Annotated in this window: 26 protein-coding genes; 2 read left to right on the top strand and 24 right to left on the bottom strand. The window is 68.2% G+C overall.

Annotated elements, in window-relative coordinates; translation table 11 throughout:
* Positions 1-53 precede the first annotated feature (53 nt).
* Together C1C97_RS00440 and C1C97_RS00445 are read left to right on the top strand one after the other, a co-directional pair.
* Positions 54-452, top strand: a complete 399-nt coding sequence (locus C1C97_RS00440; protein WP_121029526.1) for a hypothetical protein — start codon at positions 54-56, stop codon at positions 450-452.
* A gap of 15 nt (positions 453-467) precedes the next feature.
* Positions 468-1,079 (top strand): hypothetical protein, encoded by a 612-nt coding sequence (locus C1C97_RS00445; protein ID WP_121029528.1) that lies wholly within the window; start codon positions 468-470, stop codon positions 1,077-1,079.
* Positions 1,080-1,145: 66 nt separating this feature from the next.
* On the opposite strand, the gene C1C97_RS00450 is transcribed toward C1C97_RS00445, so the two are convergent.
* The 24 genes from C1C97_RS00450 to C1C97_RS00560 form a co-directional block, all read right to left on the bottom strand.
* Positions 1,146-1,556, bottom strand: a complete 411-nt coding sequence (locus C1C97_RS00450; RefSeq protein ID WP_121029529.1) for a hypothetical protein — start codon at positions 1,554-1,556, stop codon at positions 1,146-1,148.
* Position 1,557: 1 nt separating this feature from the next.
* Positions 1,558-3,114, bottom strand: coding sequence for a hypothetical protein (locus C1C97_RS00455; protein ID WP_158591110.1), 1,557 nt, complete (start codon positions 3,112-3,114; stop codon positions 1,558-1,560).
* The gene (locus tag C1C97_RS00460; RefSeq protein ID WP_121029533.1) at positions 3,114-3,515 is read right to left on the bottom strand and encodes a hypothetical protein; all 402 of its coding nucleotides are present in this window, start codon (positions 3,513-3,515) and stop codon (positions 3,114-3,116) included. Before C1C97_RS00460 ends, C1C97_RS00455 begins: the two co-directional genes overlap by 1 nt.
* Positions 3,505-3,963 carry a hypothetical protein gene (locus C1C97_RS00465; protein ID WP_121029535.1) on the bottom strand — a complete coding sequence of 153 codons (459 nt, stop codon included), beginning with the start codon at positions 3,961-3,963 and terminating at the stop codon, positions 3,505-3,507. Before C1C97_RS00465 ends, C1C97_RS00460 begins: the two co-directional genes overlap by 11 nt.
* Positions 3,964-4,023: 60 nt before the next feature.
* Entirely contained in the window at positions 4,024-4,182 is a 159-nt protein-coding gene (locus tag C1C97_RS12265) for a hypothetical protein (RefSeq protein ID WP_158591111.1), read from the bottom strand.
* A gap of 111 nt (positions 4,183-4,293) precedes the next feature.
* Positions 4,294-5,487 (bottom strand): hypothetical protein, encoded by a 1,194-nt coding sequence (locus C1C97_RS00470; protein ID WP_121029537.1) that lies wholly within the window; start codon positions 5,485-5,487, stop codon positions 4,294-4,296.
* Positions 5,488-5,496: 9 nt separating this feature from the next.
* On the bottom strand, positions 5,497-6,618 hold the full coding sequence (locus C1C97_RS00475; RefSeq protein WP_121029539.1) for a hypothetical protein: 1,122 nt from the start codon (positions 6,616-6,618) through the stop codon (positions 5,497-5,499).
* Complete coding sequence (locus tag C1C97_RS00480) at positions 6,615-7,517, bottom strand: hypothetical protein (protein WP_121029541.1); 903 nt, start codon at positions 7,515-7,517, stop codon at positions 6,615-6,617. Before C1C97_RS00480 ends, C1C97_RS00475 begins: the two co-directional genes overlap by 4 nt.
* Before the next feature lie 8 nt (positions 7,518-7,525).
* The gene (locus tag C1C97_RS00485) at positions 7,526-8,389 is read right to left on the bottom strand and encodes a phage tail family protein (RefSeq protein WP_147406031.1); all 864 of its coding nucleotides are present in this window, start codon (positions 8,387-8,389) and stop codon (positions 7,526-7,528) included.
* Complete coding sequence (locus C1C97_RS00490; RefSeq protein WP_147406032.1) at positions 8,389-13,362, bottom strand: tape measure protein; 4,974 nt, start codon at positions 13,360-13,362, stop codon at positions 8,389-8,391. Before C1C97_RS00490 ends, C1C97_RS00485 begins: the two co-directional genes overlap by 1 nt.
* A 69-nt stretch (positions 13,363-13,431) precedes the next feature.
* Positions 13,432-13,755 (bottom strand): hypothetical protein, encoded by a 324-nt coding sequence (locus C1C97_RS00495; protein ID WP_121029547.1) that lies wholly within the window; start codon positions 13,753-13,755, stop codon positions 13,432-13,434.
* Positions 13,756-13,838: 83 nt separating this feature from the next.
* A complete protein-coding gene (locus tag C1C97_RS00500; RefSeq protein WP_121029550.1) occupies positions 13,839-14,228 on the bottom strand; it encodes a hypothetical protein in 390 nt (129 codons plus the stop codon).
* A 108-nt stretch (positions 14,229-14,336) separates the two neighbouring features.
* Positions 14,337-14,930: a phage tail tube protein gene (locus tag C1C97_RS00505; protein ID WP_121029552.1), complete on the bottom strand. Its 594-nt coding sequence runs from the start codon at positions 14,928-14,930 to the stop codon at positions 14,337-14,339.
* Entirely contained in the window at positions 14,930-15,136 is a 207-nt protein-coding gene (locus C1C97_RS00510; RefSeq protein WP_121029554.1) for a hypothetical protein, read from the bottom strand. Before C1C97_RS00510 ends, C1C97_RS00505 begins: the two co-directional genes overlap by 1 nt.
* A gap of 11 nt (positions 15,137-15,147) precedes the next feature.
* Positions 15,148-15,525 carry a hypothetical protein gene (locus tag C1C97_RS00515; protein ID WP_147406033.1) on the bottom strand — a complete coding sequence of 126 codons (378 nt, stop codon included), beginning with the start codon at positions 15,523-15,525 and terminating at the stop codon, positions 15,148-15,150.
* Positions 15,522-15,803, bottom strand: a complete 282-nt coding sequence (locus C1C97_RS00520) for a hypothetical protein (protein WP_147406034.1) — start codon at positions 15,801-15,803, stop codon at positions 15,522-15,524. The genes C1C97_RS00515 and C1C97_RS00520 overlap by 4 nt, the downstream gene beginning before the upstream one ends.
* A complete protein-coding gene (locus tag C1C97_RS00525; protein WP_121029560.1) occupies positions 15,803-16,168 on the bottom strand; it encodes a hypothetical protein in 366 nt (121 codons plus the stop codon). The genes C1C97_RS00520 and C1C97_RS00525 overlap by 1 nt, the downstream gene beginning before the upstream one ends.
* Positions 16,165-16,644, bottom strand: a complete 480-nt coding sequence (locus C1C97_RS00530; RefSeq protein ID WP_121029562.1) for a hypothetical protein — start codon at positions 16,642-16,644, stop codon at positions 16,165-16,167. Before C1C97_RS00530 ends, C1C97_RS00525 begins: the two co-directional genes overlap by 4 nt.
* Before the next feature lie 14 nt (positions 16,645-16,658).
* The gene (locus tag C1C97_RS00535; protein ID WP_121029564.1) at positions 16,659-16,898 is read right to left on the bottom strand and encodes a hypothetical protein; all 240 of its coding nucleotides are present in this window, start codon (positions 16,896-16,898) and stop codon (positions 16,659-16,661) included.
* Between the two features lie 80 nt (positions 16,899-16,978).
* Positions 16,979-18,172, bottom strand: coding sequence for a phage major capsid protein (locus C1C97_RS00540; protein ID WP_121029566.1), 1,194 nt, complete (start codon positions 18,170-18,172; stop codon positions 16,979-16,981).
* Positions 18,173-18,184: 12 nt separating this feature from the next.
* Complete coding sequence (locus C1C97_RS00545; RefSeq protein ID WP_121029568.1) at positions 18,185-18,910, bottom strand: HK97 family phage prohead protease; 726 nt, start codon at positions 18,908-18,910, stop codon at positions 18,185-18,187.
* Complete coding sequence (locus C1C97_RS00550; RefSeq protein ID WP_121029570.1) at positions 18,907-20,901, bottom strand: phage portal protein; 1,995 nt, start codon at positions 20,899-20,901, stop codon at positions 18,907-18,909. Before C1C97_RS00550 ends, C1C97_RS00545 begins: the two co-directional genes overlap by 4 nt.
* Before the next feature lie 17 nt (positions 20,902-20,918).
* A complete protein-coding gene (locus C1C97_RS00555; RefSeq protein WP_147406035.1) occupies positions 20,919-22,388 on the bottom strand; it encodes a terminase large subunit in 1,470 nt (489 codons plus the stop codon).
* Positions 22,385-22,741 carry a terminase small subunit gene (locus tag C1C97_RS00560; RefSeq protein ID WP_121029574.1) on the bottom strand — a complete coding sequence of 119 codons (357 nt, stop codon included), beginning with the start codon at positions 22,739-22,741 and terminating at the stop codon, positions 22,385-22,387. The genes C1C97_RS00555 and C1C97_RS00560 overlap by 4 nt, the downstream gene beginning before the upstream one ends.
* Positions 22,742-22,803 lie beyond the last annotated feature (62 nt).

Below are 22,803 nucleotides of genomic sequence, written 5' to 3' on the forward strand. Positions count from 1 at the left end.
CACCCCCCGAGAGCCGTCGATAGAGTGACGGCACACCCACCCCAGGAGACCCCATGGCGAAGAAACCCAGCGCCCCCGAGCTGGCCCTCACGGACGAAGAGCGTACCGAGCTGCTCACCGCGGCCGTCGCGGACAAGACCACCCACACCAAGGGCACCGCGACCGTTCTCCGGCGCGAGCCGCACACGGCCTGGATTCAGTACGGCGCCCTCCCGCCCGGGGTCTGGTCCCGCATGGCGGGCAGCACACTGGGGCTCGTCCTGCACCTCACGCTCATCGTGATCTCCCTCGGCCTGTGGCTCGTGGTGCTCCTGCTGCTGGCTCTCGTGCCCAAGGACCACCACTTCCGGGTGGACATTCTCACCGTCACGCCGTCCGGGGCCATCGAGACGAAGTCCATCCAGGATCCGGGGAAGGGCCGCAAGCTCGTCCGGGAACTGACCGCCGCCTAGCCCCAGGAGAGACCCATGATCCGCCGCGCACCAGCTCTAGCCGCCGTCCTCACACTCACCGCGCTCACCCTCACCGGGTGCGGTGGCGGGGACGAACCGAAGGAGACGGCCAGCCCGTCCGTGAGCACCGCGAGTGCATCACCCAGCCCCACGAAGTCCGCGACCCCCACCGAGGCCGCCACGAGCGACCCGGCCCCGGAGCCGACCAACACGGCGTCCGCCGCAGAAGCCGCACCCACCCAGGAGCCCGCGGGCGACGACGAGGTGCAGCAGTTCTTCCAGACCGGCGGGCAGTGCATCTCCGACGTGTGGAGCTCCTCCATGCCGCACACCGATGCCCTGCAGCAGAAGGTCATCGACTACTGCGCCGCGAACCAGCTGGGGGATTGGGCCCACGGAGTGGACCCGATGGACCCGAAGAACTACGGCGGCGGGCAGTCCGAGACCGAAGAGAAGTCTGCGGCCACCCAGGACGAGGAGATCGCCAAGTGCCAGGCGCTGGACATCAACACGGCCACGTCGGGGGCGATCCAGTACTGCTACATGGAGTACGGGATCGACGCTCACGGGGCGCCGGCATACGACCCGGGGGCGACACCGGACGTGGCCGGGCCCTCGACTCCGTAACCCGCTCCGCGCATGACGAAAGCGCCCCCGCACCATCACGGTGCGGGGGCGCTTCGCTGTCTGGAGTCAGGGCACCTCGACGGTGGTCTCGGTGACCACGGGGGCCAGGTCAGGCACGGCCTCCGTGGTCTCGGCTGCGGTCGAGCCCGCTGCGGCGCGGTGCCCCCCGGTGCCCTCCGGGACCGCCACAGCCTCCGGTGCGGGGGCCTGCTGCGGCACCGTCACCACCTCCGACACAGTCCGCACCTGATCAGTCGGGGTCTTCTTGCCCGTGGTGAACACAGCACCCGTGGTCAGCCCAGCGGTCGCCAGGACCGCCAGGACACACGTCGCCGCAGCTTCCGCCGAGAGGATCCCCACCAGGTAGCAGGCGATCACCACCACCACCGCGAACAGCGGAGGCACCAGCGACGCCAACGACGTCGCCAGGGTCACCCGGCCGGCCTTGTTGCCCGTGGGTTCGATGGTCACAGCCATGTCATGCCGCCTTCTTCTCGGTGAGCAGCGCGATGATCTGCGCCTGCTGCTCGATGATCTTCTGCTGGTTGGCCCGGTCCTGGGACCAGTTGGCCTTCTCGTAGGCCAGGGCCTCCGCTTGCGTCACGGTGCCCTCGGACCCGGCGCCCTTGCGGGTGACCTTCGCCTGCAGCACGGACGCGGGGATGCCCTTCACGAGCGCGGTGAGGGCCTTCACTGCGGCCGTGAGGCCCGCGGCGTGGTCCCGGCCATTGGCCAGATGCCACGCCGGGGTGCCCGGCTTCTTCTTCTCGCGGTCGAACGTTGCCTGGTCCATGCTCAGTAGTCCTTCCAGCAGGTCATCACCTGCAGTTGTCGCGGTGGCCGTGCCCTTACCCGTCGCAACCGGTATCTCGGTGATCGACGGGAACAGGCCCGGGTCGGTGTGGTCGTTGTCCGGGACCTGGGAGTGCCCGTAGTGCCCGGCCCCGGAGTTCCACACTCCGACGTCACGGCGCCCTGCGGTGCCGATCGGTGGTGTGGGGCCCATGGGCCAGGTGCGGGGGATGCCGTGGGAGTCCAGCCACTGGATGATCTGCGCGAACCCCTTGAGCGGGGTGTCTTTGAGCTCCCAGTACTGCTTCCCGTCGCGGTACGCACCACGGGAGAACAGCACCTCGATCTGGATGTGCCGCGCACCGTCCTCGTTCCACGCCTTCAGGGCGCGGGCGCCGACGTTGGCTAGGTAGAACTGCTCCACGTGCCCGGTGAACGGGTCCCACATCAGGTGTGGGCAGTACCCGGCGTTCTTCAAGTAGGTGGCCACCCCCGAGAACGACGGCTGGACCTTGCCTGGGTCCACGTCGGAGGTGATGTGCCACGCCGCACGACGCGGGAGCCGCGTGTTCAGGTTCACGGCACCGGGCTGCGGGGACCGGGTCGCACCCGGCATCCAGAGATCAGCGGTGACCACCGGCGCCTGGGGTTTCCCCGTGGTGGTCCCAGGGTTCGTGACCGCTGTCGTGGACCCGTACCCGCGCTTGTCCGCACCCGAGTACACGACTTTCTGCCACCGGGGCCGCAACCAGCCGCGGATGTCCCCGACGAACGGGTCGCCCACGTACCGGAACGTGCCCTTGTGCGCGGGCTTCACCGAGTAGTAGTTGCCGTCCGGGAACAGCTGGGCAGGTTGGGCCGCGCCGTCCTGCTGCACCAGGGTCTGCTGGTACGCGGTGAACGACTCCACTGCACCCGTGTGCCCGTAGTACACCCCACCCCACAGGGGGGCGGCACCCTTGTACACGGCGATGTCACCGGGTCGGGGCAGCTGGTTCGGGTTGTTCGGGTCGTTCCACACCTTCACGAAGTACGCCTCGGAGGCGTTGGTGATGTGGTCGATCGCGTTGCCGTACCCCAAGGTCTGGTCCCACGGCCGCCCGAACAACGCCACCGAGTAGTGCTGCATCGCCGCACTGCACTGGTTGCCGTAGTTGTTCGGCATCGACGTGCCCGGGGCGGTCTTCAACCACTCCGCCATCTCCGCGTCAGCCTGCTGTTGAGAGGTGCAATAGGTAACCATCAGGACCCGGCCTCCTTCTTCGTCTGTTCGAGGTCCGCTCGGATCCGCCACGAGTACACGGGCGGGGGCGGGACACTGCCGGTTTCCGTGAACAGTTCCCATGCGAGGGTGTGCGCCCGGTAGTCCGCGAGCAGCTCCTCACGGTCCCGCTCCCGGTCCTGGAGGTCACGGATCTGCACAGCCTGCTGGCGGCGGTCCTTCTCGGACGCGTCGAGCCGTTCGGTGAGCCGGGTGATCTTTGCGTCCTGCTCCGCGACCCGTTCCCCGAGGTTCTTCAGCGCGAGGTCGAGGGTCTGGGTGGCCTTGTCGGAGCGCTTTGACAGCCACAAGAGCAGCGCACCGATCACGGTGGCGGCCGCGCCGATAAGGGCGGGGAGGACGGTGCCGGGGTCAATCACCATGGGCACCCCCGATGTGGACGGTCACGTGGCGGGGTGCGCGGATCATCCCCCACCCGGCGATCACCGCAGGCAGCCAGTAGGACCAGGCTGTGGTCAGCCCTGTGGGGGCGTCGGCTTTGCCGTAGCCGGTGAGCACCCATGCGGACGCGAAGAACGCACCGATGATGAAGGGGATGAGTACCGCCGCGAGTCCGGCGGTGAGTTCGGCGGCCCGGTTGCGGGAGAACGCCCCGCCGATCACGCAGACGACGCCGGCGACCGCCCAAAGCACGGCGATAGTGAGGGGGTGCACCGCCCAGTCGGGGATCGCCAACCAGGAGATACCCGCGACACGGGATTCGGAGGGGGTGACGGCCCATGAGTAGGCCATGCCGAGGTAGTAGACGCCGAGGATCATCAGCAGGCCCCCGTAGAACCCGTCCGCGTGGCGGGAGAGACGGTCAGGCATGGCACCTCCTGGGCATGAAAAAAGCCCCTGCGCGGGGCTTGTGGGACGGGATGAACGCGCTCACGAGGTGGCTTCCTCGGTGGTGGTCTGCGAGGCGAGCGCGGTTGTGGCGTTCTCGGCGCGGACCTGCCACTCCAAGGCGGCGAGTTCGGCGGCGGCCTTCTGCGCGTTCAAGGTGGCGATGATCCGCTGGTAGTCCTGCGGGGTGAGCTCATTCATGTGCATTGTCCTTAATCTTGTCTTCGAGGAACTCGCCTTCGATGTAAAGGCCCGTTGCGGTGATCTCGACGGCTCCACCATTCAATGCTTCCCAATTGCCCATGGTTTCTCCTAATAGGTGGTGGAGTAGGTGACTGTGTTGAAGTTGAACGTGAACCCGCGCACGTACAGCACATCGGTGGGGTTGGTGGACTTGTTCACCACCCGAAACGAGATGCTGTCCGCGTCATTGGTGCGGGTGTTGATGGTGCACTCCGCGCCAGATCGGGACTCCACGGACATGACCGGTATCCGCTCCGAGTACAGGGTGGGGAACGGGGTGGCATAGGTGAATTTTAGGTCCATCCACGCCCCGCCTGGTAGGCCGCTGTAATTCACGAGAGAAAACATTTTCACCGTATCCGTATTGCGCGCCCACCGGCCCGTAAAGCCGAAGTCACCACGGAGGGGCCACATAATCATGCCTGGGTTCTCCCGAATCCGCGTGAGGCCGTTCTGAGAGATGATCCGTGAGGCGGTCGCGTTGCCCTGGTCGGCTTGGTGCCACACACCGAGGTGGTCCACCGTATTCCCGGACCCGTAGAAGTCAGCGGCCGCCACGGACCCGCCCGACTTGATCTCCACCCGCTGCTCCTTCTCCGCGGTGGCGAACGTCCCAGTGATGTAGTTGGCCTTGCCGTTGAGATTCACGGTATGGCGGCCCGCATCGTCCCAGGCCCTGATCCCGTTGTTGTCGACCTTGACTCCCCGGTTTGCGGCTGTGGAGGTCTGCAGCAGGCCCGAGGTCATGATCCGGGTGGCGACCGTGCCCGCGTTGATGACCTCCGCGACCGTGGTGCCCAGCAGGGTGGAGTCCTGGGCGGTGAGGCCCTCCGTGAAGATGCCGCGGCGGCCCTCCACGTCCAGGGCCTTCACGATCGCCGTGGAGAGCTCCCCGGTGACGTTCAGCGCGGGCAGGTCCACGGTGCCGTTGATGATGATGTGCCCGTCGATCTTCTCGATCTCCCCGGCCGCGACCCGCCCGATCCGGTCCTGCGCGGACTGCAGCTCCTGCTCGGTCTGCGCGAGAGTGGCCCGGGTCTGGTCGATCAGCGCCGTGCCGTCCTGGATGCGCTGCTCCACGGAGTTCGCGGTCTCCCAGTCCCAGAAGATCTCCGCCCCGCCCTCCGGGGGCACCAGCTGCAGGCCCTCCCCCGGCTGAACGGTTTTCACCCCGTGCGGGACGGTGGCGCCGGACTGGACGTCGTTGCGAAGCGAGCGCAGCGTGTCCGCGAGCGCGGGCTTGAGGTTCTGCCGTTGCGGCATGTGGGCCTCCTAGATCAGATCGGCCGGGGTGTACCACTGGCCCTGCTGCAGCTCGACCTTCACCATGTCGGTGAGGTCCCCGCTGACCTTGATGATGTCCATCTGGTGCTCGCCGCCGGGGATGGACCACCAGTCGTCGGTGAGGACCACGGTTACCGTGTCGCCGACGTGCCAGGTGCCCCACGGGGACGCCTCGTGTGCGGCGTACACCGAGACCGAGAGCTGGTCCACCATCCGCCGGGAGTCCGCGAGCTCGCCCAGGCACTTCTGGCGGATCGGCTCGGGTTTGGCCTGATCCTGGTCGGAGATCACGGTCTCCAGCGGCGGCCAGCCCTCCTTCACTAGTGCTAGGGACTCGGCCTGGGTTCGGGTGACCTTCGCGCCCTCCCCGGCGCCGGTGCCGAACACGCGGGTGACGATCTTGGAGCCATCCGAGGTGACGGAGGGGTTGGTGACGTGGGTGCCCGCGGCGGTGGTGTCCCACACCATGGTGGTGTCCTGGGTGATGGTTGGGTCCCACGAGGTGCCGTGCACGAACTGCCATCGCACCCGGGTCATGTCGTCGTCGGCCCACTCGGGCCGGAACATCATGTCCGGGCCGTTGATCACGTTGGTGAGCTCCGTGAGCCGCTTCTCGCAGTTGTTGTTCGCGAGGTTCCACGCCTCGTAGGTGCGCTCGTTCAGGGTGGACTTCGACTCGTACGGGGAGCCGTGCGCGATCGGCAGGCCCCCGGAGGGCCGGTCCATCCCGGCCTTGACGACCTCCCATGCGATGGTGCCCAGCGACAGGCCGCGTAGCGTGTAGTCCTTCTCGAGGTGCCGGCGGGTGAACACCTCGCGTATACCCCGCCAGTCCAGGGTGAGGCTGTCCTGGTCCTCGGACGGCCAGGAGATGATGGGCCCTCCGCAGATGGGGATGATCCGCCCGTCCGGGGTGATGTAGGAGAACAGGACCGAGGCCCACCACGGGGACAGACGGCGCCGGTCGATGTCCGCGACGTCGTCCTTGGAGACCTTCACGGACCCCGAGTCGGCCTTGTTCAGCTCGATCGCCCACGACCCGGACTCCGGGGACAGGGCGCGGCCGACCTGCCCGGTGACGGTCTCCACGAGGTTCACCTGCCAGCTCATGCCCGCACCCCGGCATCGTGGACCGTGAGCGCGTCCCCGTTGTACTTACGGGACACGTCACCCCGCACCACCCAGTACGTGTTGGTGCTCGTGTCCCCGTCGTACTCCCACCGCGAGACAATGTGCGCCGTGTGCGACCCGGCCTTGACGCGCTCCAGCGTCTCCAGCTGCACCGTCTGCCACCGGCGGTCGATCCCCACCTCGAACGTCCGTACGAGCTGGTCGTCCAGGTAGATCTCGTACCGCAGAGACGCCATAGACGCCGCGATCGTGCCGATGCTGGACTCCCCACGGCTGTTCGTACGTCCAGCGGTCACGGACAGCTTCAGGTTCACCCAACGATCCGTCTCGGTCACGAACCGCTGCTGACACTTCGTGTACGTCTTGCCCTTCGCTCGGACGTCGCCACCGAAGTCCGGCGTGCGCGACAGCACCCCCTGCGTGGACTGGGAGTGCATCGCGTACTGCCGATCCCACACGCGGGTGCAGGACGAGGTCTTCGTGGTCCCGGCCGGGACGAGGATCTTGTCCAGCACCACCCGGCCCGCCGGGACCGCGCCCGTGGTCATCACCACCGAGGCCGCCTTCGAGGTGGCCGTGTCCGCCTGCTCCACGTAGAAGCTCACGGTCACGTCCCCGGTGGCCGGGGGCGGGTCGAGGGTGATGGTCTGCCGGTACACCGGCACCAGCACCGAGCCGCGGTTGTTCCACTTCATGACCACGGCGCCGTCGTACACGTCGACCTTCAGGTCCGAGCGCAGCCCGATGTACGCGCCGGTGAGGATCCCGGCGTTCTGGTACTGCGCGTCGATGATCAGCTGCATGTCCTGCGGTGTGGTGGCATCGATGATTGTGCCGTTCTCATCGCGCAGGTCGGGGATACCCCAAGCGGTGGACATGAGTCCTCCTAGATGTAGGTCGAGTGAAGGGTGATGTCCGCCCACCCGGTGGACGGGGCGAACTGCTCGGCGCGCACGGTCAGCGCGCCCCGCGGCGGCACCGTGAACCACTGCCGGCGCGTGAGCCGGTGCGTCTGGTCCGCGCCGCGCACCGTGACGGACCCGGCGCGCATGTCCACGGTCACCGGGGACTGGTCGAACACTGCGTGCGGATACTCGACCGAGTGGCGGCCGTCCGTGAGCCTGAACCCGTTCGGCCAGGACCCGCGCACGGTCACGGTCGGGTAGGCGTCCGCGTTGCCCTCGTTCACAATCCGCGCCGCCGTATTGCGGCCCTCCCGCCACTCCACGCCGCCGCCAGGGAACACGCCGTTGGCCCAGGAGAACCCCACACCCGCACCAGGCGGGGACACCTGGGCGGTGACCGGCGGGGCATACAGGAACGGGTCCGGGGCCGTCAGCGGCACCTCGAAATCGATCCACTCGAACCCCTTGGTCGCGTGCTTGACCTCCCCGTCCAGGCGCACCCGGGTGGACAGCTCGAGACCGTCCACCGTGTAGGTGAGCGTCCCAAACTGCCCGTCCCAGAGGATCCCGGACACGTACCGGTCCGCGAGGTCCCGCCACTGCTCCTTCCGGAAGAACAGGGACCCGGAGAGGGTCAGGTCACGGCCGGTGCGCAACGCGGTGCGCGGGAACAAGCCGTGACCCAGCGTGCGCTGCGGCATGTCTCCGCTGACTCCGACCCCGCCGAACCAGCCGGTGAGGTTAGTCAGCCAGTGCTCCTCGTCCGGGTCGTTCTCCCGGTTGGAGAGCTGCAGCACCTGGTCCGCCCATGCGAGCGTCACGTGGCGGGCGCTGTACTCGTGCATCACACACCTGCTCTCATGAGTTCGAACGCGAGCGCCTCGGACGCCCGCCGGCCGATGTGGTCGGGGTCGTCCGTGGTGCCCTCGAAGTGGAAGTGCGGTTCGAGGACGCCGCGAGCGCCATCCGCCCGGACGGACTCCGCGATGGTGTGGAAGTCCGCGAACTGCCCGTTCGTGAGCACCGCGTCCGGCTTGGACTCGCGGTGGTGCACGAGCATCGGGTCCGTGGTCTTCCGCAGCCACCCGCCGCCGTCGAACACGTGGGTGGAGAGGTTGTCCGGTAGGATGCCGCCGCGGGCGTACCCGTGGCCCTTGCCGATGGCGCCCAGCATCCCCTCGACGCCGTACCGGCCCTTGGCGTAGCGCATGCCGGCGACGAGGTTGGCGAGCGGGTCCAGCTGGTTGTTCGGCAGGGAAGGGTCACGGTTCGCCGCGAACGTGCTGCCGATGACCTGAACGAGACCCTTTGCGAGGTCCCCGGAGACGTTGTTCACGTCCCCGATGGCGCCCTGCACTGCGTTCGGGTCACCGCCGGACTCGGTGGCGATCTGCTTGACCCACGCGTCCTGGTAGGGCTTCGTGGAGGGCAGACCGGCACGCTTGAGCGCGGCGATCACGGTGTCCCGCCAGTTCTCGGCGGACTGCCCGCTCGCGACCTCGGAGTCGCCGCCGTCGAACGGGTTGATCATCGACGCGGCCCAGGACTTGAACCCTTCCCAGGCCTTCTTCGCTGCCCCGACCATGAGGTCCTTGGCGAACCCGCCGCCGGGGATCTTCTCGAGCAGCTTGTCGAACCCGATCAGGTCCAGCAGGCCGGAGAGGATACCCCCGCCGCCCCCGCCCGGATCGTCGTACTTCTTGACTCCCTTTCCGGGTGCGCCGTAGATCTCCACGAGCTTCGAGTAGTCCAGGTTTGAGGGCCAGTAGCCGCCGGACATACCCGCGGACATGATCGTGCCCGTGGCCCCGTACCCGCCCGGCGGGTGGTTCAGGGACAGCACGTGCCCGATCTCGTGGATCAGGGTGGCGCGCACGGCCTGCGGTCCCACGGAGGCCGGGCCGCCGGGGGTGATCGTGATCCGGCCGTCTGAGGTGGCGTAGCCCCATGGGCCACCACCTCCGCCAGAGATGGATTGCACACCGGGCCCACCGGAGCCCATGCGAATGTCCAGCGCAGAGCGGCCCATCCAGGCCTTCGCCGCGGACTCGAACGAGACGCCGCTGATCGAACCGCGGGGCACGTTGAAGTAGCCCAGCTGCGAGGCGCGGGCCTGGTTCGAGGACCACAGCCCACCAGACGGGCCGCCCGGGGGGCCCATGGCGAACCGCTTGTCGTTGCCCTTCGGGAACGTCTCAATGGACGGCTTGTGCTGGTCCAGCCACGACTGGGCGCCTGTTACGCCGCCGGTGTTCGCGGCCGCGTTCATCCCGTGGATCCACGAGGGCCCGAGCGCACGGGTCGCCTCGGGGACGAGGATGCCCTCACCACCACGTAGCGGCTGCACACCGCCGCCAGCCACCGGGGCGAGGTGGTCGTCCACCTTGCGCCGCTGGTAGCCGGGGACCACACCACCACGGGCGAGACCCTTGTAGTGGATCTCGTCGATCGTATCGATGCCGAACTTGCTCGCGACCTTGTTGAAGTTCTTGATGAACCCACCGTTGATGACGGTGTTGATCACGAAGTCGACCGGCTTGTCCACGATGGACTTGACCTTGTCCCACGCTCCCTTGATGCCGTCCTTGGCCGCGTTCCACGCGTTGACCACGTTGGTGCGCAGGAAGTTGATCATCGGCTGCAGGATGTTGTTCCTGACCGTGTTCCAGGTGTTGGAGACCGTGTTGCGGATGCCGTCCCACACCGCGGTGACCCTGTCGCGCAGCCAGTTCCACGCGTTGCCCAGGGCCCCCCGGATGAAATTGATCAACGGGGAGAGAACGACGTCGCGGATCCAGTTCCACGCGCCGGAGATGGCGCCGCGAATGGCACCCCACACCTGGGCCACGAGGTTCCGCAGCCAGTTCCACGCGTTCGTGAGCGGGCCGCGCACGAAGTTGATCAGCGGGGTCAGGACGTTGTCGCGGATCCAGCCCCAGATGATCGCGATCCCGGCCTTCATGTTGCTCCACACCTGAGCGACCACGTTGCGAATCCAGAGCCATGCGTTCGTGACAGGCCCGCGCACGAAGTTGATCAGCGGGGTCAGGACGTTGTCGCGGATCCAGTTCCACACGGCGCTGATGACGTTCTTGATGCCATTCCAGGCCGGGGCGATGACCACTCGGTACAGCCAGTCCCACAGGGGCGCCAGGACGTTGCGCACGAACCACACGAGGCCTTGCCAGATGGTCATGAGCACGGCGATCACACCGACGATGACGACCTTGATGCCGTTCCAGATCGGCTGCACGATGTTCACGTACAGCCAGGTGAATGCGGTGCCAAGGTTCGCCATCGCACCCTGCACCCAGGGCACCACGATCGTGGCGATCCAGGTGATCACGTTGCTGATCGCGCCCTGGATCCACGCCCACACGGGCTGCACCACACCGGTCCACAGCCAGGTGAAGAACCCGCCGACCGCCTGCAGGGCGAGGCCCATGGCGGGCACCGCGACCGTGGTCAGCCAGGTGATGGCCCCACCGATCAGGGTGAGGATCCCGGACGCCAGGGCGGCGACGACGGTCACCACGAACTGCAGCACAGGGATGAGCAGGGACAGCAAGGTCGTGATCAGTGGCATGATCGCGGTGAGCAGTGCGCCCACGACCTGGACCACGAACCCGAAGATCTGCACGAGCGGGGGCAGCAGGGTCGTGATGAGCTGCACGATCACCGGGACCAGCTGGGTCAGCAGGGTGGACACCAGCGGCAAGATCGCCACGAGCAGCTGCGCCACGGTCTGCACGACCAGCTGGAACAGGCCCACCAGCAGCGGTAGGACGGTCTGAGCGATCATGGTGAACACGGGCGCGAGCTGACCTGCGACCTGCGCAACGAGACCCATCACTGTCGTAGCCAGCGCCCCCAGGGTGCCCTGGAGTTCGGAAGACGACGCGATCGCCGCCCCGACAATGGTGATGATCAGCCCCACAGGCCCGGTCAAGACGCGCAAGGCACCACCGACGCCCGTGATGATCCCGCCCAGGGGGCCGAACTTCGAGGCAAGGTTCGTGATCACGGCCACCAGGGGCGAGGCCGCCACGGACGCCACGGCGAACTTCGCGCCGAGCAGCCCCAGGACGCCCGCGATCCCGGCGAGGGCCGGTGCAGGGATCGCGCCGACCACGCCAGCGACCGTGTCGCGGAAGGAAGCCGCCTTGTCGCTGATCACCTGGAAGGCATTGGCAACGAGGCTGCCGGGCTGCACCATGGCAATCAGGGCGCCGGCAACAGCGGCCGAGACGGGCTTGACCACCTTGCCCAGGCCGTCGAACGCATCGGTGAGGCCAAGTGCCAGGTTCTGGATGATCGGCATGAACGGGGTAATGACGTTCGCCCCGAAACGGCTGATGGCCGTGGACAGGTTCGACAGAGCACCAGAGGTGGTCTTGCCCATGGCGATCGCGGATCCGCCCACTCCGGCGTGCATGGCGGACTCGAAGGTGTCGAAGTCGATCTTGCCCTTCTCGACCATCTTGGAGACGTCCTGGGTGGTCACACCCAGTTGGTCCGAGAGGAACTTCAGAACGGGCACGCCGCGGGAGGACAGCTGGAGCAGGTCGTCGCCCTGGAGCTTGCCGCGGGCGAGCACGGAGTTGAAGATCGTGCCGGCGTCCTGCATGGAGATTCCCGCGATGCCAGCTGTGTCGTTGATCGTGCGGAGCACGCGCTCGAGGTCTTCGCCGGGTGCCACGCCGGACGCCACGGCTGCGGCGGCCACGGTCGCGGACTCATTCAGTGCCGCGCTGGTGCCCTTCACCGCCGCGTTGGCGTTCTCCATGATCTTCTGGACGTCCTGGGTGGAGTTCCCCAGGCCGATGAGCTTGGCCTGTGCCTGCTCGATCTGCACGGCACGGTTGAAGCCCCCAGCAGCGGCAATCGCCCCCACTGCGCCCACGACCGTGGCACCCGTGGTAACCGCGGCGCCGCCGAGGTTCGTGATCTGGGAGCCCACGGTCTGGATGCGCGTGGAGATGGGCGCGAAGGCCTGGGACACCGAAGACCCGAAGGTGGAGAACGAGGACCGGACGCCGCCCACGACGGTGGACACGCCGGACATGGCCGAGGACACCCCGGCCGCAACGTTGCGGCTCATGCTGACCGTGGAGCGGCCAACCGCGAGGGCGCTGTCCGAGACCCGCCGCACGGCGCCGCCGATGGTGCCGAGCGTCCCGGTGAACGAGGACGACGCTGCGGACGCGTCCCGGAACCCGGCCACGAGGTTGCGGCCGGGCAGGGCTGCCGTGTCCGCGACCTTGCGGACCACACCTCCGACCGTGCCCATGGTGCCGGTGAACGAGGACCCCGCGGCCTTCGCGTCATTGAAGCCTGCGACGAGGTTCTTGCCGGGCAGGGATGCGGCGTCTGCGACCTTACGCACGGCGCCGCCGACGATGCCCACGTACCCGGTGAACGAGGAGGCGGCCGCCTTCGCGTCGCTGAACCCGGCACGGAAGTTGTTGCCCATGGTCAGGGCGTGGTCAGCGACCTTGCGGGCCGCCCCGCCAGCCGCGCCCATCTTCCCGGTGAACGACGACGCCGCGGCCTCCGCGTTGCGGAACCCGTCCGTGAAGCGGGACACCGCGGACACCGCTGGGGCCATGGCCTTGGACAGGTCCGACCCGAGCGTGCGAGTGGCGCTGCTCAGCCCACCCAGTGCCCCGCTGATCTCCTTGGACAGGGACTGCCCCGCCAGCCGGCCAGCCTTCTCGGTGGCCTTGGTGACCTCCGGGGCCATCTCCTTGTAGATCTGGCCGCTGATGCCCTTGGTAGTGGGAACGATGGCCACGTACAGGGTTCCGAGATTCGCCACCTGCACCACCTCCGGGTATGACGCAGGAAGGGCGAACACGCGTGTGCTCGCCCCTCCTGCCGTTCTGCTCTATTCGGTTTGCTGCGCCACGAGCGCGGCCGCGTTGTCTCGCCGCCACGCCTCGGCGCGCTTCTTCCAGTCGGACGCGGCCTTGGCTTTCTCCTGCTGCTCCACCAGCCACCCCTTGGGCGGCTTCGGAGCCTCGGGCGCGGAACCCTTCTTGCCCGTGTGCACCCACCAGATCTGACGGACCAGGTGCGAGTGGGACAGCTGGGCGATGACCTCATCGGTCCACGCCCAAGCGCCGCCCACCGCCCGGGACACCCGGCACCCCTGGGGGAGTTGCAGGAGGAGCTCAGCGACCTCGCGGGCTGGCATCTCGCGGGTCGCCATGAGCTGACGGAAGTTCAGCCCGTAGAACTGGCGGAAGTCACCGCTGATCTCCGCGGGGATCTCCTCCGCCAGCCGGGCCAGGGTCAGGAGTTTCCCAGGCCACCAGCTTCCAGGGCCACGGGGATGAACCCGGCCAGGGTCTCGGGGTCGACCTTCCCGCGGGCGTTGCGGCACGCGTTCATCAGCACCGGGAAGTCGCCCGGGGCGGTGACCATGCGCACCAGGTTCCCGAGGCCAGACGCCGCGCCTTCCTCGAGCTTCCCGATCGCATCGAGCAGCTCGAAGTCCGTGGCGGGGTCCAGGTCGGCCTGCACCCGGATGGTCGCGCCCTCGTACTCGACGGGGACGAAGCCCTCCGTGTCGGGAGAGGCCTTCTTCGTCTTGTGGTCCTGCGGCTTCTTCGGGCTTGCGTCGCGGGCGGACTCGGCCTTGCGGCGCTCGAGCTTCTCGGTGGGGGTTTCGGTGGTGGCCATGATCTGAGCCTTTCGTGTGGCGGGTGTGGTGTGGTGGGTGGGTGGTGCGGGGGTGCTGCCGGCCGCCACCCACCACGAGGACGACCGGCAGCACGTTCAGGGGTCCGGTCAGGCGCCGGGCTCGGCGGGCACCGCGTCCAGGTAGGCCTTGGAGTTGGTGAGCATGTACATCTCGCCGGTGATGTCGCCGGTCATGGTGTAGCCGGTGAGCTCGGAGTTGGTGTGCGAGATGTCCTCGCGCTCACCGATCTCCAAGCGGGAGATCACCAGGGCCTTGGACACGTCGCCGTCGTTGAGGATGACGATGGCCTTCTTCGCGACGGTCCCGATGCCCTTGGGGAAGTCCACGCGGGCGAGGTCGGTGCCGACCTTCGTGGGGGCGCCGTGGTCGAAGAACATGCCGGTCACGAGCGGGGACTCCTCGATCGCGCCGATCGTCAGGGACCGCTCGGTGGCGGTGACCTTGGAGCGGACCATGGCCGCGCCCTGGTGCGCCTTGAACTTCTCCACGTCGGTGGAGACGGCCAGGGGGATGCCGTCCTCGTTCAGCCAGCCGACGTTGGTGTAGTCCTTGCCGAGGGGCTTGAGGAGGTCCGCCGCGGAGGTGAACTCCGGGTCGGGGGTGCCGATGGGCGCGATGTAGATCGCGTCGTACTGCGACCCATAGACCCGGACGTTGTCAGTGTTCGTGGCGTTCGCCATTACTTGCCGCCTTCCTTGTTGGCCGGGTCAGACTTTGACGCCGGAGTGGGTGTGGACTTCTGGGCCTGCCGGGGTGCTTCCACGGCCAGACCGTCGCGGATCAACGAGCTGGCCACGGCGGCGGGGACCTCGTAGGACTTCCCCTGCTCGTAGACCTGGCCCTCGTCGTTCCAACGGGTGGAGAACTTGACCTTGACGTCTTCCATGTCGTCGCCTTTCATCTGGTGCGCTGCTGCGCTGTGACACCGGTGGTGTACCGGAACCACCCGTCGACGCCGGTGTCCAGCGCAACCGGTGGGCGTTCTTCTTGGACCTCGCGCAGACCCCGCGTGAACGAGGCGGCTTCGAGGGTGTTGGTGGCCTTGTGCATCAGCTGCAGGGCCGCCGTCTTGGTGCGGGCCCACGCCTCCACCTCGACGGTGCTGGTCTCGGTGACGAGGTTCTGGTGGTCACCGCCGTTGAGGAACAGCACGAGGAATTCGGGGCTGTTCGGGAACGTGGCCGGGCGCTTCACCCCGGCTGTCATCCCCGCGGTGGTGAGGGCCTCCACGAACACGGCCTCCGTGAGCGCACGACGCCGGGCCGGGGGGATCACCGGGCGCCCCCGCGGGCGCGGGTCAGCGCACGGGCCTTGACCTCCGCCTGGTAGGCGGCGTGGTTCTGCGCGGCGATGTGCACCCGCTGCCGGTCACGACCCACGAAGCGGCGCACGTTGAACGCGGCGCCCTCGAACCCGGACGCACCTGCGGCCGCCGTAGCGCTGGCGGCGACGCTCTCGCCCATCTGCTCGAGATGCTCCCCGATCGCGGGATCCTTGAGCAGCTCGGCCACACCCTCGGGGTTCAGATCGAACTGCATGCGTGTCGTTGCCATCAGCCCTCCAATCGGGTGAGCTCCACGCGCTGGAACGAGTCGTCCGGATCGACGGGGTCGATCATCACGCGGGGACGGCCGTGGACCTGCAGGCCGGTGACCGTGCCGGTGACCGGGGGAGCGGTGTACGTGAACTCGACCCGGTCGTTCGGCTTCACGGCCGGGGTCAGCGGCGCCCACAGGGTGTAGGCGGTCTCGACCGAGTCGGCGCGCTCGAACGTCTCCGTGGTCGCCCCGTCCTGCACGTGGCAGGGGCCGGGGAACTCGATGCGCTCCGGGTGCTCCCAGTCCACGAACTCGCTGCCCATGTCGTTGACCACCCGGGGCCGCAGGATCACGGCGGTCGCGTTCGGGAGGAGGATCACGGGGTGCCCTCCAACCGGTACGGCGCCAGCGCCTCGCGTTCCGAGGCGAACAGGCGCACGCCACGCTCATCGAGGCCCCCGTAGGAGACGGACACGTCCCCGATCTGCTTGCGGGTCACCCCGGCGGGCATGTTCGTGGACCGGTCCCGGATGCCGGCGACGAGCGCGCCGATGTCCGTGGCGTCCTCGAAGCCGTGCCGCACGGTGACCACCACGGCGCCGAACTCCCGGGGTGCGGGGGCGGGGAGTCGCAGCAGCCCGTTCGTGGACCACTGCACCCGGTCCAGCGCCACCGGCCGGCCGGCCACCTGCACGTCAAGGACTTCGTCCAAGGCGAGCGTCGGGAGCTTCACCACGGACGAGCCGTGCCCGTCGAGCCGGAACGTCTCCTCGATGGTCGGGGCGACGTGCCACCCGCAGTAGCGGCGCACGGCCTGCTCGGCGGCCTCGGCCGGGTCCACGGTGGCGGCGGTCATCCGTGGGTACTTCATCACTTGCCGCCGCGGGGCTTGTGTCCAGGACGGCGCCGAGCGGCCTCGGGGGCGGCCTCGTCGTCGGTGATCTCCACGGTGCGTTCCTCGTGGTCCACGGTCACGGCCTTGTTCTCGGGGGTGCGGGCCTTGTTCTCGGGGGTGCGGGCCTTGAGCCCGAGCGCCTGCGCATCACGGTCGGAGAGGTCCACGGACACGGTGACCTCGTTCTGGCCGAGCGGAAGTTCGTAGGGGTGCATGGGAGCTCCTTGGGTCGGGGTGTCGCACGGCCGCGTGACCCTAGTTATGGTCACGCGGCCGTGCGGATGACACCGGGTGGTCAGGCGGCCTTGACGGACACCTTCGCGAACGCCGCGGGGCGCTGCACCATCAGGCCGGCACGCTCCTCGGCGCGGAACGTCACCTTGTTCTGGGTGAAGTTCCGGTCGTGCTGGTCCGAGGCGGCCACCACGATGCCGCCCTTGCGGAGAATCGCGGCCTGCCGGAAGTCGCCCACCAGCGGGGTGCCCTGCTTCGCGTTCGGGGTGACCACGGTCTGCAGCCCCCACAGGGACGGGGCGAACTGCAGGGTGCCGTTGCCGTACGGGGCGTAGAACGGGCCGCCGCCCATGTACTGGCCGTTGCCGTCCTTGTCCAGGCGGGCGTTCTCGTAGTCGATCGGGTGGATCACCAGCCCGGTCGGCACCAGCTTCGACTGGGTGCGGATCGCGGTCGTGGACCGGTAGATCGCGTCCACCAGGTTCGTGCCCGCGTCGCCCTGCACGTTCAGCACGCCGGACATGTGGTAGAGGCCGTCGAAGTTGTCGCCTGCGCCGTCCCCGTTGAGGATCTGCGCCTCCTCCTCGAGGATGAGGTCACGGACCAGGAAGGAGTTGATGAGGGACACCAGGAACGGCGCGTCCTCGGTCATCTCCGTGGTCACGTCGGTGACGCCTGCGATCTTGGAGAGACCCGCGGTGACCTGCTCGAACTTGTAGTGCACGTAGGGCTTCTCCGTGCCCTCCGGGGTGATCGCCGGGGCGCCCTCGGTGGAGCCGGGCACCTGCCGGAAGTACTTCAGCACAGGGTTCGACATGGCCGCGTTGGTCATGAGGTTAGCCACCGTGGGGGTGGGCCGGACCTCCTCGATGACCTGCTGAGTCACTGTCTCGAACGCCAGGCCCTCCAGCGTGTGCGCCGTGTTCGCGGCCTTGAACTCGGGGGCCTCCACACCGCCGGACTTGATGCGGCGGGCCAGGGCCCCGAGATCGCCGGCCTTGGACAGGAACGCCTCGCCCAGGGACTTCACGGCGGGGCCACGCGAGTACGTGGTTCCCTCACCCTCGGTCACCCCGGAGTTCAGGGCGTCCAGGAGGTCCTGGGCGGACTTCGCGGAGTCCATCTGGGTCTTGGCGGTCTTGAGCTCGTCGCCGATGGCCACGAGCCGGGACTTCTGCTCGTCCGTGGCCGTGCCCTGGTTGAATGCGTCCACAAGGCTCTTCGCTTCGGCCTTGAGTTCCTCAAACTTATCCACTGGTCTGTCCTTTCAGTTCGTGGAGTCGTCGGTCAGGTACTCACTGAGACCGATCGCGGCGGCTGCGTACTGGGAGTCGTCGGACTTGACGCCGGAAGCGCCCTCATCCTCGGACCCAGCCCGACTAGCGGCGGCTGTATCTTCGTGAGTTTCGGTGCTCGCGTGCTTCGCGAGCGCCCGGCCCACTGCGTCCTCGACCGCGGACGCGATGGCGTCGACGGTGAGCGCGGGGTCGGGAATCGTGGGGGTGGACTTGATGGCCACCAGGCGGGTCGCGGGGTTCGCGCCGAGGATCGTCATGGAGGCCTCCAGGAGGTCCACGTCCTTGACGTAGCGGACGTGCTCGCCGTTCTTCTCGCCGTCCTCGGCGTCACGGACGATGAACCCGAAGGAGAACTCGCGGACCCGTCCGGACTTGAGCAGCTTGTACGCCTGCCGGGACTGGTCCGTGTCCAGGTCGAACTGGCCGCGCACGAGCAGCCCCTCGTCGGTCTCTTTCGCCTCGTGAATCCCGGCCACGTAGGACATGGGGTCGTTCGAGGCGTGGGACCACAGGAACGGGATCTCCCCGCCGTTCTCGCGCCACTCGGCCAAGGTGCGCTCGAACGCTCCCTTGACCATGACGTCCCCGTAGGAGTCGATGTTGCCGAACGCGGAGACGACCGCTTCGAACGTGCCGTCCTCGTCGTTGCGGGACTTCACTGCGATACCGCGGGAGCGGGTCTCGATGTCGGTCATGATGGATCCTCCGTTGTGATCTCGACGGAACACTGGCAGTTGGCCACCTCGGACACGGGGAGAGACTTCGAGTCCCCGGGCCAGTCGGAACCGTTGCTGAACTTCTCGTTGATGCCGACCGTCTGCCCGTTCATGGCCGCGTGGGTGTGCCGGGGGTTCTTGGACCGGACGACCCAGGTCTTGGTGGTGTCCCGGCCCGAGCGGTGCACCTGCCGTCCTGCTTCGACCGCGGCGAACCCGGCGAGCGCGGCCGCGATGGACGCGCCCCACATGGCACCGCGGGACTCGCGGAGCTCGGTGAACACGTCCTCGGGGGTCTTGCCCTCCGGCGCCGTGCCCTCGACCACGGCTTCCAGGGCCTGTCGGGTGCCCTCGTTGAGCATGTGCGCCCGTGTCTCGGCGACGGCGGTGAGGAACGCGACCGTGGCCTGCAGGTCGTAGTCGCCTTCGTAGCCGAGCTGCGCGGCGGTCTTCGCCCCGATCTGCGCGGTCACGACCTTGGACAAGGTCAACAGGTCCGCGGAGAGCTCGCGGTCCCAACGGTCCCCGTCCCACCAGGGCGTGTCGGCCTTGGAGTTCAGGGCCGCGGTGACGGCGGCCTGCTGCCGGCGGCTGTGCGACTCGATGAGGTCCTGGATTCGTGCGGGCTGGGTCTCCTCGGGTTCGGCCTTGACCGACACGAGCGCGGACTTCGCCTCCACGGTCGCGGCCTTGCCGCCCGCAGGATCTCCGTCCGGGGTGTCCGTGGCCCCGAGCGCGGCCATGTTCAGCGGCTGCAGCACCTGGTCCCCGTTGGGCACCGGCTGGAGGTTCTGGGTGGCACGGGCCTCGTTCACCGTCATCCATGCCCCCGAGCCCGTGGCTGTGGACAGCACGTCCGCTTCCTCCTCGAACGAGCCGCGGAGCTTCTCCTTGACGTTGAACTCGAAGTACGAACCGTCCTCGACGCCAAGCATCGGGAGCAGGCGCGTGTTCAGGTGGTCCTCGACCATCCGCAGCAGCGGCCCGAGGGTCTCCCCGTAGAGGGACTTCCGGAACTCGCGCATGTTCGCGTACGTCACGCCACCGGTCTCACCCAGCATCGCCGGGTTCACGTGGTAGGTGCGGGCCACCGTGGCCAGGGACAGCTGCGCGGCCTCGACGTACTGCTGCTCCTTCGAGTTCAGCGCGCCGGCCTCGATCTTCATGCCGTCCTCGAGCAGCGGCATGCCACCGGACTGCACGCCGCCGGAGCGGAACTCGCGCATGTCCTGCTTGAACCGGGCCAGGGCTTCCTTCGACCAGCCGGGAGCGCCCGAGGGTCGGGAGATGTACGAGGAGATCAGGCCGCCGTTGCGCCACACGGACAGCCGGTACGCCTGCGCGGCGACCTGCTCGGTGAGCGTGTCCCGCAGCGCCTCGATCGGGGAGGAGCCCTTGTGCCCGTAGGCGGGGGAGTACCCCCGGAAGTGGATCAGGTTCTCCGCGGGGATCCGCACCGTCTTCCCGTCCAGGAGCACGTCCACGGACAGGGTGCCGTTCCACTCGGAGCCGTGACGCTCCACGACGTCGGCCACCGGGAGCGGGCGGATCGAGAGGATACCGGGGGCGTTGAGCACCACCCAGAACGCCTCGTCGTAGAGGTCCATGTCCGCGACCAGGCTGTACATGAGCTGGTAACCGGTCTGCGCCGGGTTCGGGTTCGCGAGCACCCGGGCGGCCGCCGACGTGCGGTCCCGCTCCCGGCCCTGCTCGACCGGGCGGAACACGTGCAGCCCCAGCTGGGCGACGTTGCGGGCCCGGAAGTCCACCACAGCCCGCAGGTTCGGCTGCGTGCGGTGCAGGTCCGCAGGGGTGAACCGGGAGAGCTTCTCGATCAGCGCACGCGTCTCACGGCCCGACAAGGTCGACCCGGGGGAGACCTCCACGGACGGGGCCATGCTCATCCGCACGGACTCGATCCGGTCACCGAGACCACCGAAGGCCCCGGACAGGGCATCAACCACTCCCATGTGCACCCCCTTCCAGGTCAGAACACCATCAGTCCGTGCGACTCGTACGCCGAGGACTCCGTCTCAGAAACTTCCATCGAGTGCGCGAACACGAACCACGCCATCGACACCGCCACCAGCGGGGCGATGTCCACCGGCGACTTCCGCCGGTCGAACATGAACAGCCCGTCACCAGTGAGGCGGGTCTGCGCAGCCTTCGCCGCGATGTCCAGCACCGGCTGCGGCAGGTGCTCCACGAGCCCGTCACGGACCGCGGAGAAGAACTCCATGGCCGAGGCGGTCACATCCGAGCCCTGGCACCGGTACACCGGAATGCCGCGCTCCTCGAACAACTCGATCAGGCCCGTGGCCGGGGCGCCCTTGCCCTGGATCACGACCTTCGATGCGCCGATCGCGTCCCAGCGGGCGTTCACCCACGGCACCACCCACGCGTCGCCCTCGCGCATCGCGATGACCTCCACGTGGGTGCGGCCCGAAGCGTTCGAGCCCACCGCCGTCACGTAGGACATGGCCCGGTCAATGGACGTGTCCACCGCCAGCACGATCTCCGAGTCAGGGGCGATGCAGGACGCAGGGTTCTCCCCGGACTCCCACACACCCTCCTTCCACGGCCCGCCCTCCAAGGCGTTCACCCACTGGCACAGGTTCTCCGTGCGCCACGCGACCTCCGTGGACGTCTCGTACGCCACGCGCAGCGCGTCCAAGCTCAGCCCGTACCCGAGCGACGGGTTCGCCTTCGCCCAGTTCAGGGGGTTGCCCGTGTCATCGTCCTCCGCCGCGGACCACTCGCAGATCAGGGTCTGCGTGTCCGGGTCGTCCAGGGACTCGACGGCGCGGCGCCGCAGGTCCCGCAGGACCACGGACCGGGAATCCCCGGCGTTCGACACCCCGAGCACCAGCGCGTCCTCCTGCGCGAGCGTCGTGTTCGAGATCGCGTTCCACGAGTCCCAGGACAGGTGCTCGCGCAGCTCGTCCATGAGCACCAGCGGGGAAGACTTGCCTCGCCCGCCGCCACGGTTCGCCGCGGCCACCGCCCAGCGGGACCCGTTGTCCAGCTTCATGGCGTTCCGCCCGGCACCCAGCCACGTCTTCGCGACCAGCGGCGGGTCCGACTCCACGGACTCGAGCAGCTCCAGGCCCTGGTTCCAGGTCTCCTGCGAGGTGTCCAGGTTCTGCGCGGTCGACAGGACCGGCTCACCCTCCTTCAGCACGAGCATGAAGTACAGGGCGAGGACGATCATCACCGCGGACTTGCCGTTCTGGCGGGCCACCAGCAGCAGCACCACACGGAACCGGAGCCGACCGTCCGGCCGCAACTCCAGCGCCCGCTTCAAGAAGTGCTCCTGCCACGGCCGGCCACGCCACCCGAACAGGTCGTGTGCGAACTCCAGGCAGTCGAAACCCAGGGTGGTCTGCGGGGTCAGCTCGCGCAGCGGCGCCGTCTCGATCCGCGGCAACGTGTGACCCTTGAGGTCCGCGAGCATCACGCGCCCTTGGACGACTTGGCCCGCTGCCGGTACTTGTCCAACGCCGACGCCGCCGCGGACGCGGGCTTGCCGGTGTCCAGTTGCCCGCGGGCATCCGGGGCGCCACCCAGGGCGCGCAGTGTGTTCAGCATGTGCGGGCCCAGGTACAGGGCCTTCGTGACCTCCTGCCCCTCACCCGTGGCCAGGGCCAGGTCGATCCGGGCCGCGTACGTGCGCGCCAGCGTGATCGCCGCGTCATCCGCGTCCGTCAGCCAGTCCATGGCCTTGATCGACGCCTCCACCGCATCCGTGAGGGTCGCATGCAGGACCGTGCCCGCCTGCGCGCCGCCCGTGATGCTGATGAGCTCGTTCATGGGGCGGTCCTCCGTCCTGGGGCTGCTCGTGCGCGATGGGTACTACCCCTCAGTGAGTGAAG

Origin of the sequence: Kocuria tytonis (assembly GCF_003226895.2) — a bacterium.
In the GTDB taxonomy this organism is placed as follows: domain Bacteria; phylum Actinomycetota; class Actinomycetes; order Actinomycetales; family Micrococcaceae; genus Kocuria; species Kocuria tytonis.